15 protein-coding genes and 1 tRNA gene are annotated in these 11999 nt (G+C 62.2%); 10 read left to right on the plus strand and 6 right to left on the minus strand.

Annotated features, from left to right (window positions below; translation table 11 throughout):
* Nucleotides 1-32 precede the first annotated feature (32 nt).
* On the plus strand, nucleotides 33-725 hold the full coding sequence (locus AXZ95_RS16185) for a metal-dependent transcriptional regulator (RefSeq protein ID WP_018191744.1): 693 nt from the start codon (nucleotides 33-35) through the stop codon (nucleotides 723-725).
* Between the two features lie 213 nt (nucleotides 726-938).
* Here AXZ95_RS16185 and AXZ95_RS16190 read toward each other — a convergent pair whose 3' ends face one another.
* Nucleotides 939-1244, minus strand: a complete 306-nt coding sequence (locus AXZ95_RS16190) for a hypothetical protein (RefSeq protein WP_133638932.1) — start codon at nucleotides 1242-1244, stop codon at nucleotides 939-941.
* Here AXZ95_RS16190 and AXZ95_RS16195 point away from each other — a divergent pair.
* Both AXZ95_RS16195 and AXZ95_RS16200 read left to right on the plus strand, forming a co-directional pair.
* Entirely contained in the window at nucleotides 1243-1893 is a 651-nt protein-coding gene (locus AXZ95_RS16195; RefSeq protein ID WP_133638934.1) for a C40 family peptidase, read from the plus strand. The genes AXZ95_RS16190 and AXZ95_RS16195 overlap by 2 nt on opposite strands.
* A gap of 411 nt (nucleotides 1894-2304) precedes the next feature.
* Nucleotides 2305-2820 (plus strand): HNH endonuclease, encoded by a 516-nt coding sequence (locus AXZ95_RS16200; protein ID WP_018191742.1) that lies wholly within the window; start codon nucleotides 2305-2307, stop codon nucleotides 2818-2820.
* Nucleotides 2821-2824: 4 nt separating this feature from the next.
* On the opposite strand, the gene AXZ95_RS16205 is transcribed toward AXZ95_RS16200, so the two are convergent.
* The gene (locus AXZ95_RS16205; protein ID WP_133638935.1) at nucleotides 2825-3274 is read right to left on the minus strand and encodes a GNAT family N-acetyltransferase; all 450 of its coding nucleotides are present in this window, start codon (nucleotides 3272-3274) and stop codon (nucleotides 2825-2827) included.
* An 84-nt stretch (nucleotides 3275-3358) separates the two neighbouring features.
* Between AXZ95_RS16205 and AXZ95_RS16210 the strand changes: the two genes are divergently transcribed.
* Complete coding sequence (locus tag AXZ95_RS16210) at nucleotides 3359-3583, plus strand: hypothetical protein (RefSeq protein ID WP_026307258.1); 225 nt, start codon at nucleotides 3359-3361, stop codon at nucleotides 3581-3583.
* A 127-nt stretch (nucleotides 3584-3710) separates the two neighbouring features.
* Here the strand turns inward: AXZ95_RS16210 and AXZ95_RS16215 are convergent, their stop codons facing one another.
* Genes AXZ95_RS16215 through AXZ95_RS16230 form a run of 4 tightly spaced genes read right to left on the minus strand, consistent with a single transcriptional unit; the run spans nucleotide 3711 to nucleotide 6011 of the window.
* Entirely contained in the window at nucleotides 3711-4481 is a 771-nt protein-coding gene (locus AXZ95_RS16215) for an ABC transporter permease (RefSeq protein ID WP_018191739.1), read from the minus strand.
* Nucleotides 4478-5314 carry an ATP-binding cassette domain-containing protein gene (locus AXZ95_RS16220; protein ID WP_018191738.1) on the minus strand — a complete coding sequence of 279 codons (837 nt, stop codon included), beginning with the start codon at nucleotides 5312-5314 and terminating at the stop codon, nucleotides 4478-4480. The genes AXZ95_RS16215 and AXZ95_RS16220 overlap by 4 nt, the downstream gene beginning before the upstream one ends.
* Nucleotides 5311-5679 carry a DUF1048 domain-containing protein gene (locus tag AXZ95_RS16225; protein WP_018191737.1) on the minus strand — a complete coding sequence of 123 codons (369 nt, stop codon included), beginning with the start codon at nucleotides 5677-5679 and terminating at the stop codon, nucleotides 5311-5313. Before AXZ95_RS16225 ends, AXZ95_RS16220 begins: the two co-directional genes overlap by 4 nt.
* Nucleotides 5680-5681: 2 nt before the next feature.
* Nucleotides 5682-6011: a PadR family transcriptional regulator gene (locus AXZ95_RS16230; RefSeq protein ID WP_018191736.1), complete on the minus strand. Its 330-nt coding sequence runs from the start codon at nucleotides 6009-6011 to the stop codon at nucleotides 5682-5684.
* Between the two features lie 139 nt (nucleotides 6012-6150).
* Here AXZ95_RS16230 and AXZ95_RS16235 point away from each other — a divergent pair.
* The 6 genes from AXZ95_RS16235 to AXZ95_RS16260 all read left to right on the plus strand — a co-directional run bounded on the left by AXZ95_RS16235 (nucleotide 6151) and on the right by AXZ95_RS16260 (nucleotide 11900).
* A tRNA-Arg gene (locus tag AXZ95_RS16235) sits at nucleotides 6151-6222 on the plus strand.
* Between the two features lie 411 nt (nucleotides 6223-6633).
* Entirely contained in the window at nucleotides 6634-7635 is a 1002-nt protein-coding gene (locus tag AXZ95_RS16240; protein ID WP_133638937.1) for a hypothetical protein, read from the plus strand.
* Nucleotides 7636-7642: 7 nt separating this feature from the next.
* A complete protein-coding gene (locus AXZ95_RS16245; RefSeq protein ID WP_081626615.1) occupies nucleotides 7643-8260 on the plus strand; it encodes a hypothetical protein in 618 nt (205 codons plus the stop codon).
* Entirely contained in the window at nucleotides 8257-9255 is a 999-nt protein-coding gene (locus AXZ95_RS16250) for a nucleotidyltransferase domain-containing protein (RefSeq protein WP_166645325.1), read from the plus strand. Before AXZ95_RS16245 ends, AXZ95_RS16250 begins: the two co-directional genes overlap by 4 nt.
* 169 nt (nucleotides 9256-9424) lie before the next feature.
* Nucleotides 9425-11050, plus strand: coding sequence for a DUF262 domain-containing protein (locus AXZ95_RS16255; protein WP_081626614.1), 1626 nt, complete (start codon nucleotides 9425-9427; stop codon nucleotides 11048-11050).
* A gap of 67 nt (nucleotides 11051-11117) precedes the next feature.
* Nucleotides 11118-11900 carry a PIN-like domain-containing protein gene (locus AXZ95_RS16260; RefSeq protein ID WP_133638941.1) on the plus strand — a complete coding sequence of 261 codons (783 nt, stop codon included), beginning with the start codon at nucleotides 11118-11120 and terminating at the stop codon, nucleotides 11898-11900.
* The last annotated feature ends 99 nt before the right edge of the window (nucleotides 11901-11999 follow it).

Raw genomic sequence — 11999 nt, forward strand, 5'->3', positions numbered from 1 at the left:
CGACGTTCGCGCGCCGTCACGTGGAGGGGTTCATGACCGATCTGATCGATACGACCGAGATGTACCTTCGCACCATCCTGGAGCTGGAGGAGGACAACATCGTCCCCCTGCGTGCGCGCATCTCCGAGCGTCTCGGCCACTCCGGTCCGACCGTCTCGCAGACCGTCGGCCGCATGGAGCGCGATGGACTCGTCGTCGTCTCCGGCGACCGCCATCTCGAACTCACCGACGACGGCCGCCGCAAGGCCGTCCACGTCATGCGCAAGCACCGCCTCGCGGAGCGCCTGCTGAGCGACGTCATCGAGCTCGAGTGGGAGTACGTCCACGAAGAGGCGTGCCGCTGGGAGCACGTGATGAGCGAGCAGGTGGAGCGCAAGCTGCTGACCATGCTGGGCCACCCGACCGAGTCGCCGTACGGCAACCCGATCCCCGGTCTCGGCGAGCTGGGCGCCGTCGACTCGTCGCTTTCGACCGAGAACCTGATCAACCTGGTCGACGTCGTCCGCAGCAGCGATTCCGGGGTGACTGCCAGGATCCGACGCCTGGGCGAGCCCGCCCAGGTCGACCCCGAGCTCCTCCTGCAGCTCAAGCAGGCGGGCGTTTTTCCCGGCTCGACCGGCACTTTCTCCGCCGCGGGCTCGTACGTCGCCGTGCAGATCGACGGGTTCGACACCGGGCTGGAACTGCCCAACGAACTTGCGGCGCACATCTTCGTCGACGCCTGAATCCCGTTACCGATTCGTTAAAAAGCGGCCAAAAAGATGTGACAAACGGGGTCTCGTCCCGTAGTCTCTTACGAGTCCGAACGGGCCACCACCCGGCCCATCAGGACCCTGGATCGAGACGCTCCACCCCCCTATACCCGTCTCTCGATCCGTGAAGCCGAAGCCACTCGTGCGGACGGGGGCAGCTCCCTAGTGCTGCCGGAGCGTTGGAGGTCACACTTTGGCAGACTCGAGCACGACCGGTCCCTCCCAGGACCGTTCGAACCCGGACCAGAGCAGCACGGACATCACTTCTTCCCCTTCGACCCCTGTTTCCCGCCGCGCGCAGCGCGTGCAGCGTGAGGCCGCAGCGTCGTCCCGCACGGCATCGTCGCCGGCGCGCACGAACGGCCGCGCCGCCTCGACCGCCGTCCGCACGGCCACCGGCTCCACGGCTGCGCAGGCGAAGAAGAAGCGCAAGGGCGGATGGATCCTCAACGCCGGTGTCATCACCGTCGCCACCGGGATCATCGCGACCATGTCCCTCCCTGCTTTCGCTTTCAACCCGAACGACGCCGAGAGCGCGGGCTTCGGCCCGAGCGCCGCCGACTCGATGAAGAAGGCGCAGTCGCAGACCGTCGAGGTCGGCGGTGTCGCCGCGTCGACCGTCAACCGTGACGCCGTCTCCGCGACCACCGAGGAGCAGCTGGCCCAGCAGAAGGCCGCCGCCGCCGCGGTCGCCGCCGCCGAGGCCGCACGCCGTCAGGCCGCCGTCGAGCTGGCCACCTACGCGAGCAAGTCGACCGGCCCGTCGGTCTCCGACTTCCTGGCCAACCCGCCGTACCCGAGCTTCAGCCTCTCGCAGGTGTTCTCGGTGGCCCAGCAGTACATCGGCACCCCGTACGTGTACGGCGGCGCCAGCCCCGCGGGCTTCGACTGCTCCGGCTACGTGATGTACGTGTACGCCCAGTTCGGGATCTCCCTCCCGCACTCGGTCTCGGGTCAGGCCGCGATGGGCAAGCGCATCTCGATCGCCGACGCCCAGCCGGGCGACCTGGTGATCATGCCGGGCCACGACGGTTTCTACGCCGGCAACGGCAACATCATGGACGCCCCGGACACTGGCCGGTCGATCTCGATCCGCCCGATCTGGACCAGCGACTACTACATCGTCCGCTTGGGCATCTGAGCCCCGTCGGCATCCCCTCCGGACCGGACCTGAACGGTTTCCGTCCGGTGAACACTCCGCACCACAGCACCGGAACGGCGCGCCCCGAATAGGTGGCGCGCCGTTTCTGGGTTACCCTGGCGTTCTGACGCTGCGTCATGCAGCCGCAGAATCGGAGGATCCGATGGCCGGAACACGTTCCGCCGGGCCGCTGAGGGCGACCGGGTGGGACGAGCGCGGCCTTCCGACGGGATCGAGCATCACGCTCTCCCGTTGGGGTGACTTCCTCGCCTGCCGTCACCACGTCGAGGCCTGCCACCGCCACCATGTGGCGTGCCGCCACCATGCCGCCTCCTCCTTGGGCGCTGTCCGCACGGACAGTGCCCTTTTTGTTTGCCCGAGCACCGTCCCTTTTGTCCCGAAAGGCCGCAGATGAAGACTCTGGTTCTCAACGCCAGCTACGAGCCGCTCGGCGTGATCGCGACGCGACGCGCGATCATGCTGGTGCTGAGCGGCAAAGCGTCGACCATCGCTGGGAGCGGGGCGCAGCTGCACAGCCGCTCCCTGGTTCTGGACGCGCCGAGCGTCGTTCTCCTGAACCAGTTCATCAAGGTGCCGCACCGCCGCATCCCGCTGACCCGCAAGTCAGCACTGGAGCGTTACGGCCACGTGTGCGCGTACTGCGGCAAGTACGGCGACACCCTCGACCACGTCATCCCGCGCGCCCGCGGCGGCACACACACGTGGGACAACGTCGTCGTCGCCTGCTTCCGCTGCAACAACGTCAAGTCGGACCGCCTGCTCAGCGAGCTGGGCTGGAAGCTCCCGTTCGAGCTGAAGGAGCCGCACCTGAACATGGCGTCGCTGATCAGCATGCGCTGGAACGACCCCAACTGGGAGGAGTTCACGGAGCCGTGGCGCCGCCACGAGCTGCAGCTGGCCGGGTGAGCCTCTAGCCGTCGGACTCCATCGACCGGAGCCGCATCAGCACCGAGTCTCGGCGCTCGAAGCCGACGGATTCGTAGAGGCGGATGGCTGCCGCGCGGCTGGGGCGGGACGTCAGGTCGAGGGTTCGCAGCTCGCGCTCGCGCGCGAGGTCGATGATCGCGTCGAGCAGCTGCCGCGCGATCCCCTTTCCGCGCTGCGCGTCGTCGACCACGACGTCGTCGACGTGGCCGCGCCAGCCGGTCGGGAGGGGGAAGGTGGCGAGGGTCGCCATGCCGACGACCTGTCCGTCGACGCGGGCGAGGAGGAGGTCGGTTCCGGGATGGTCGAGCATGGCCAGCATCCGGTCGCGGTCGTAGCCGGCGGTGGACGAGAGCTGGGGGAGGAGGCGCTCGATCGCATCCAGATCGGTGGGGCTGAGTGTGGTCGCGACCTCGATGTCGACGCGGGCGTTCATGCCCATCACGCTAGCCGAGCGCGGACGACAGGAGTTTCGCTGGTGCGCGTGCCGCACGCAGTCGCACGGTGGGACACTCCCGTCATGGATATCGAGCAGTGGTGGCCGCAGCTGAGTGAAGCGACGAGGGCGTGGCTGATCGCCAACAACGGGGATGCCGTTCCCGAGCCGATGGCGGATGAGATCGTCGCGGCCGGCGGGGTTCTGACCGCGGGCTCCGCGGAGGACGGCGATGCTGGCTCGGACGGCCTGTATCTCTCTGACGAGGAGACGGATTGGATCGAGACGGTCGCGAACGGCGAGGAGTGACTCAGTATCTCGGTGATCGGTTCTCGGCGGCGGGCGACGCAGGCGGTGCGGAGCGGCTTAACGACCGAAGCGGAAGGTCCTGTCGGAACCTTCCGTTCGGTGCCGGGGCCGGCAGCGGTGACCCCGGTCAACCCGCGGTGATCTTGCGGCGGTAGATGACCATCGCGAAGGCGTACGCGATGACGAGGATGCCGACGAGCCAGGCGAGGGCGATCCAGATGTCGCTGCCGACCGGCTGCTGCTCGAACAGCGCCCGGATGGTGTTGACGATGGACGTGACGGGCTGGTTCTCGGCGAACCAGGCGACCGGGCCGGGCATCGACGTGGTCGGAACGAACGCCGAGCTGATGAAGGGCAGGAAGATCAGCGGGTAGCTGAAGGCGCTGGCCCCATCCACTGTCTTCGCCGACAGTCCCGCAATGACCGCGAGCCAGGTGAGGGCGAGGGTGAAGAGGATGAGGATGCCGGCGACTCCGAGCCAGGCCCAGACCGACGCTCCCGTGCGGAAGCCCATGATCAGTGCGACGCCGATGACGATCGCCATGGAGACGATGTTGGCGACGACGGACGTGAGCACGTGCCCCCACAGGACGCTGCTGCGGGCGATCGGCATCGACTGGAACCGCTCGAAGATGCCGCCCTGCAGGTCGAGGAACAGCCGGTACGACGTGTACGCGACCCCGGAGGCGATGGTGATGAGCAGGATCCCGGGCAGCAGGTAGTTGACGTACGAGCTGCTGGATCCGGTGTTGATCGCCCCGCCGAGCACGTACACGAACAGCAGCATCAGGGCGATCGGCGTGACCGCGGTGGTGATGATGGTGTCGGGACTGCGCAGGATGTGGCGGAGCGAGCGCCCGGTGAGCACACCGGTGTCGCTGAGAACGGTGGCGGTCATCGTGCTTTCCTTCCTGTGGCGGCCGCGCCGTCGGTGCGGTCGGTGGTGGTGTCGGTGTCGGCGTTTTCGCCGCTGTCGTCTCCCGTGTCGCCGACGAGGGCGAGGAAGACCTCCTCGAGCGTCGGCTGCTTCTCGACGTATTCGACCTTCGCGGCGGGGAGCAGCCGCTTGAGCTCGTCGAGGGTGCCGTTCTGGATGATCGTCCCCTTGTGGAGGATGGCGATCCGGTCGGCGAGCTGCTCGGCCTCGTCCAGGTACTGCGTGGTGAGCAGCACCGTGGTGCCCTGCCCGGCGAGGCGCTTGACCGTGTCCCAGACCTCGATCCGCGCCTGCGGGTCGAGTCCGGTGGTCGGCTCGTCGAGGAAGATGATCGGAGGGTTGCCGATCAGGCTCATCGCGATGTCGAGCCGGCGCCGCATCCCACCGGAGTAGGTGGCGGCCTTGCGCTTGCCCGCGTCGGTGAGCGAGAAGCGGGCGAGGAGGTCGTCGGCGATGCCGGCCGGGTCCTTCAGGTGGCGGAGTTTGGCGATGAGGATGAGGTTCTCGCGTCCGCTGAGCACCTCATCCACCGCCGCGAACTGCCCCGTGAGGCTGATCGCGCCGCGCACGTCGCCCGGCTTGGCCGCCACATCCACCCCCTGCACGGTGGCGGTGCCGCCGTCGGCGCGGAGGAGGGTGCTGAGGATGCGGACAAGCGTCGTCTTGCCGGCCCCGTTGGAGCCGAGCAGGGCGAAGATGGTGCCCGCCTGCACGTCGAAGTCGACCCCGCGGAGCACTTCGATGTCTTTGAACGATTTCTGGATGCCGCGGACGCTGATCGCGGTTGCGCTCATTTCTTCTCCTCCTGTTCTGCCTCCTGGACCGCCTTGACGAGGCGGGCCCGCTCCTTGTCGATCCACTTCACGCCGCCGTACGACTCCGTGTAGGTCTCGGCGAAGTCGATGGGGTCGCCCCCGACGAGCTCGCTGATCGGCGTGCCGTCGATGGCGGCGCGCTCCCACATGTCGGCGAAATCGGTGAGCATCGTGACGAGGGTGTCGCCGTCGGTGATGCCGCCGTTGTACATGAAGTACCGTTCGAACGCCTTCGCGGCGCCGCGGTACGGCTCCGGCAGGGCCTGCACGCGGGCCTTGTACTGCCGGTACTGCTTCTTCTGCTCGAGGGATCCGGTGATCGTCTCGATCCACTTCGCTGCCATGATCAGTTGTCTCCTTCGTGGAGCTGTTCGATCCGCTCTGCGAGGAAGCTCCACGTCCTCCAGAACTCTTCGAGGTAGTCACGACCTCGGGCGTTGAGGGAGTACACCTTGCGGGGCGGACCCTTCTCGGATGGAACCTTCTCGACATCCGCCAGCCCGCGCTGTTCGACCCGGACGAGGAGGGCGTAGATCGTGCCCTCCGCGATGTCGGCGAACCCCTGGTCGCGCAGCCATGCGGTGATCTCGTACCCGTATGCGGGCCGACGCGACAGGATGGCGAGCACGATGCCCTCGAGCGTCCCCTTGAGCATCTCGGTCTCTTGCTTGCCCATGGGACCCTCCTTCCTGCTTGCTAGTCAGTGTTGCTGATTACCGGTACATAGTAAGCATGAGTACCGGTAGATAGCAACACTGAATAGCGAACTTTTTTGGGAAGGGGATGGCGTGGCGTTCGGTAGACTCGACGGGCCAGCCTCTGTAGCTCAATGGAAGAGCAGTTCCGTCCTAAGGAAACGGTTGGGGGTTCGAGTCCCTCCAGGGGCACTGCTAATTTGCGGAAAAGTGCTGGTCATAGGCGTTATTCAGGGGCCGAGGCCGGCGCCCCCACCAGATACGTTGCCACTCGACCGCCAATAGTCGTCGAGCGTCAGTTCAAGCTCGACCTGGGCGATACGCCTATTCGACGAAGTCGTGAAACCACGACCTTTGGCTGAGACCCTAGAGGGCATCAAGTGACGCGCGACGCACGCTTGGCAACGCCTTCGTGGGTGCCCACCATTGCCACAATCGGGCCAGTTCCAATGTGGTCAGAGTCATCCTCTGGGGATCAATGCGGACTCTGCGGATTTTGACATCACAAGAACCGCGCTAAAGGGGGTCACGTTTCGGTTGCCCTCCCAGCGCACTCGGTCACCATACATAGGCGAGCGGCCCGCCAGCCCGCGATTCGCTAAAGTGCATCTGCACGAATATCAAGGGGGAACGATGCAACCAACGGATGAATACGAGTTGGCCACAGCCGGCCTGGAAGATTTTGGACGCGAGCTCCGGTCTGCATTTAAGGCGGCGTTGGACAAGACGTCCGTGACTCTGCATGACATCCCATTCCGGGTGAAACGAAGGGAGAGCGCCGTCATCAAGCTTCTCTCAACCGGACGCGCACCCGATGATTTCCGCAGTTTGCACGATCTTCTAGGTATGAGAGTGATAACGCTCTTTGAAGATGACTTGGACATCGTCACCAAGGTGATCAACGAGATCCTCGATGTTGACAAGACGTCCGACAAGATTGAGACGCACGCATCTGATGCATTCGGATACCGGTCGCTTCATTTTGTAGGCACTCTCTCCGAGGCGCGTGCAGGCATGATCGAGTATTCAAGGTACGCGGGAATGCGTGTGGAAGTGCAAGCACGCACACACCTACAGCACGGCTGGGCGGAGATCGAGCATGATCTTGGGTACAAGCCAGAACGCCCTTTGGACGAGAAACTTCGCAGGCGATTCTCCCGCCTTGCCGCGCTAATGGAGATTGCAGACTCCGAGTTCGTTTCTCTCCGCGGTGCAGTGATCGGAGGGATACCCGCGGCAGGCGAGATTGCAAAGGCCCCAACCGCGCAGTTGTCAGTGGCGAATTTGATCGCCCACATACGTGAGAGCAAAGATTTGCGAACCCTTGACCGAAGGGTTTCCACTGTCCTGAGCGACAACGTCCTCCCAGAGGGCAAGAATTACAGAGCCTTCGCCGGTCACCTACTCGACCTTTGCCTGGCCGCGGGATGGACCGATCTCGCTCAACTGAGAGCGGCCGAATCTGAGGCAGCTTCTGATGCTGTTCAGTGGGCAACCTCTTTGACCGAGCAAGAGCGGCTTGCAGTGGAGGCCTCAGGTCATGGCCTCCGGCCAGGCTTCTCGATAGGCATTGCTGCGCGGCGAGCGTCCGTGGCTAAGGCATAATTCGTCTATGGATCTGGATCGAAGTCGAGAAGGTGCGCTAAGCGAGGAAGATGTCTATTTCAGCGTCGACGTCGAGACCGACGGTCCCATACCCGGCGAGTACAGTTTGCTGTCCTTTGCCATTGTTGAGGCCGGAATACACAATGGAGTTCGCTATCTAGGTCCGGAGGAGCCTGAAACCGGCTACTGGGAGTTGAAGCCGATCTCTGACAAGTTCGAGCATGAGGCGCTGGAAGTGAACAGGCTGGACCGAACGCGCCTCGCTCGGGACGGTGATACGCCCGAAGTTGCCATGCGATCCGCCGCCGAATGGATTCGCAATAGGTCGTCTGGTCGCAGGCCAGTGATGGTCGCATCCCCCGTCGGATTCGACTGGATGTTCATGCATTGGTACTTCGTGCGGTATTGCGGAGCAAGTCCGTTTGGATACTCGTCGGGTTTTGACTTGAAGACGGCCATCTCAGTTCGGTTTGATCGACCAGTTGCTCAGTCTGGTCGAAGTAGCATCCCGCGTTGGATGGAGTCGCATGTTCCTCACAGCCACGATCCGCGCGATGATGCGCTGAAGCAGGCTCAGGAATTTCAAGCCATTCGTGAGTGGCAAGGAATCGGAGTAGAGCTTTGAGCAACGTTCCTCAAGTATTCCTTGAGCGTGCCGAGCTCTCTGAGGCGCGTCTGAAGAGCCTCACCGATCGGCTTCCCGTGGATAACCTGGGGCAAATATGCGTTTACGCTACGGGCTCGATAGCCCGAGGCGAGGCGAACGAACATAGCGACCTCGATATCTTCTTGGTTGATACCGCCGACGAGTCACGCGGCGAACTTCGGATGTCCAAGCTCGATGCAACACTGCTGAAAGCCGACCTCATCCGAGCATCGCGAGACGCCGGATTCCCCCGATTCTCGGGCGACGGGATTCATCTCGAAGTGCATTCGTCGTCCGACTTAGTCCGTCAGGCGGGATATCCCGTCGATGACTACAACAACACGTTCACCGCTCGTCTACTGCTGCTTTTGGAAAGCCGAGTTATCGCGAATAGTCCCGCGCACGCTCGAGTAGCTGAGCATGTCATCGACATGTACTGGCGTGACTACCCACAGAATTCAAAGAGCTTCCTTCCCGTTTTCCTGGTCAACGATATAATGCGGTATTGGAAAACGCTCTGCCTGAACTACGAATCGCAGCGGCTCGGCGGAATGCCTTCCGGCTATGACGCAGAGCGATGGCGTCGGCGGAACCAGCTAAGGAACATCAAGCTGAAGTTCAGCCGCCTCTGGATGTGTCATTCTACGATTGCGTATCTGCTGTGGAAGTCTGCTGGAGGTGCGCCTGTGGCCCCGGACGATGTTCGCCACATGCTTCCCCTGTCGCCTCTCCAACGAATGCTGGAGATCCGAGACGGCTGCGACGAGCCCGCTATCGTCGACGCGGCTGTGGAAAATTATGCTTGGTTCCTTGAAAACTTCGCCGGATCGAAGGAAGACTCCTACAGCGCAATTGCGGACAAGAGCTTTTGGATCGAAGCGCGAGCTCGCGGCGCAGAATTCGCCGAATCAATGGGAGGGGTGCTTGCATACTTGGGAAGGGAGTCGGCACTCTATCGTTTCCTCCTGGTTTGAAGTCCTGGCACTGCTACTGCTGGCATAGACCCCTCCACGCGGACGGCTAACATGGCCGATATATCATGGCCTCCCTCGTACCACGACAGTGACGCCCGAAAACCCTTCTCCTCTGACTCGCCGTTGAGTAGACCTAGGCCCATGCTCGACTACTCGATATGGTCGCCTCATGGAGACGCAACTTGCTGCATCGTCCACGACCGCCGGAGGTTTGTTCTCCGGTGGACGCTTCCACGTTCCTCGCTTTCAGAGGGAGTACGCGTGGGAAGACGACGAGGTCACGGAGTTTTTCCGGGACTTGTCCACGGCTCTCAATGATGAAACCTACTTTCTTGGGCTAGTCATCGTGACGGGGAAAGGGCACTCGAAGGATGTGGTTGACGGTCAGCAGCGGCTCCTCACTCTGACGCTGCTGGTGGCGGCGCTCTATCACGAGGCTTTGAAATATGAACGTCGAGCATTGGCCGAACGCCTGCAGTCGACCTTCCTGAAGAGCATTGACTTCCAGACCGATGCGGAAGTCCCGAGGGTTTCACTTTCGTCGGGAACCGATGATGACACGCTGCGGCAGATCCTCGCCACGCCCGCGACGCTGTTGTCAAAGTCATCCACAGACGACTTCTCCGTCTCTACTCACCTCATCAATGCATATGGAATTCTGTCCGACGCATTAGCGAAGGACCTCACAGATGATCCATTTAGACGCCTTGGAACATGGGCCGACTTCATCACGAATAAGCTCTACTTTGCAGTTTTCGTGCATCCGGACCCGGCTTCTGCCTATCGCGTCTTTGAGGTGATTAATACTCGAGGCAGAGAGCTTACAACTGCCGATCTGCTAAAGAGCTATGTGCTCAGCCAAACTAGCGCCGATAGGCGGGAGGCACGATATCAACAGTGGCAGCGGATTGCGGAGACCTTCTCGGCGGAGGCCTCGAGCTCTTTTGTACAGTTTATTCGCCACGCAGTCACAATTGTGCGCGGGCATGTGCTGCCCAGGGACCTATATGACGTCCTCACGGGCAGAGGCGAGAGCGCTGCCTCGAAGGCGTTGCCAATGTCACCCGATGAATTGCTTTCACTCTTGGAACTCGAGCTGCCGCTATATGCGCAGACCGACGATCCGACGTTGGATGGGCCCGCAGATTCGGCGCAGCTTGCAGTCTTCTCGATACTAAATGCACTGAACGTCGTTTCCGTGCGGCCGATCATCCTTGCGATGGCTAAGACCGCCAACGCTACCGAGGGTATGCGGCGATTGCTTCAACTCGTGGTCCAGCGAATCGTTGTTGGAAATCTAGGCACAGGTAACGTCGAGCGCCGGTTTGGGCAGGTTGCCCAGCGAATTGCTGCGGAGCGAGCTTGGGAAGGACCGCTCGAGTCACTTTCGGATCTGGAACCCGACGGTGAGGAGTTCCGCATTCGAGTTTCGAATAGATCGATGAACCGGAACGTTCTTGGGGTTATTCGAAGCTCCGTTCTGCAGAACACGATCACCCCTAACCTCGAGGGCTACGTTTACCTGATCAAGCCACGAAATAGCGAGTGGACCCCAGCCGACGAGGATCGGGCGGCGTACTGGGTGTCTACTGTGGGAAACACTTTCCTAGCCAACGAGTCTCGGCGGCCGATGGGGAGCTCCACTTGGAGCGGCTTCCGGGCCGAGTTGCTGCCGAGAGGGGTACCGGGCGAATGGACCGAAAAGCTTGAGTCGTTCTCGACGTGGGGGGTGGATGAGATTTCTGTAGTTGGGGAAGAGATGGCCGCGCTTGCAGCAGACATTTGGTACCGGTGACGACTTGATGGATCACACACCGTATGACGCTTCTGGTGGGCCGTTTGAGTCCGGTCCACTTGCGACAGTGTGGAAGGCCCTGGACCGGAGTCTCGCTCCGGACTCCCTAAGGGAGCTCTACAATGGGCTCGCTGAAGATGGCAGGCGTCCGGAACTGAATGCTGACCTCAATCTGGCTTTCGGATTTGATACGAACGCGATATTCCGTGTGGGCCTGGGCGTTCAGGGCGGTAACGCTCTCGATTATCTAAACCAGGTTCATCAAGGACCCATCGTGATTCCCGGACAGGCCGTACAGGAGCTCTGGAACAATTTTCTTGCAGGCGTCGAACCCAAAGCAAGAATAGTCGCGCGAAAGCTGGCCGACTTAGAGAGCGAGATGAGCCTGATCGGTCAAGAGCTTGGCCCGCCCGGCGAGGACGCACGCGCAGCGATGCAAACGCTGATCGCTTTTCACGGCGATTGGACGGACGCCAAAGCGCTGGAAGAGTTCGATGGCGCGTTGAAGGTGTTGCTCGACAGGGGAGAGGTGTCGTACGTCCCCAGGACTGCTTTCTACAACCTTGCACTTGTCCGGAAAGAGACTAAGACTCCGCCTGGTTTTCGCGATGATGCCAGGAATTTCGGTGACTACTTCCTCTGGGCGGACTTCCTGTACGGACTCGCGCGCGCGGACTTGAGCGAGGTCGACGCCGTTGTCATGGTCACCAACGACACGAAAGCGGACTGGAGTCGCAATTCGGTCCCTCACCCAATTCTCGTCGCTGAAGCGCGTGCTGTTTCCGGGAAAGACTTCAGGCTGTGGACCGTAGACAAGTTCCGAGCCCACGCGAAGAAGATAGTTAGCTGACCGCGTTAGACGTGGATGCGAAAGGCTCTATGCCCTCCATTGAGACCGCAATTTAGTACTCACGACTCACCTTTAGTTCTGTGACGCCTGCGCACGGCC

The sequence above is a fragment of the Leifsonia sp. 115AMFTsu3.1 genome (assembly GCF_004362795.1).
GTDB lineage: Bacteria > Actinomycetota > Actinomycetes > Actinomycetales > Microbacteriaceae > Leifsonia.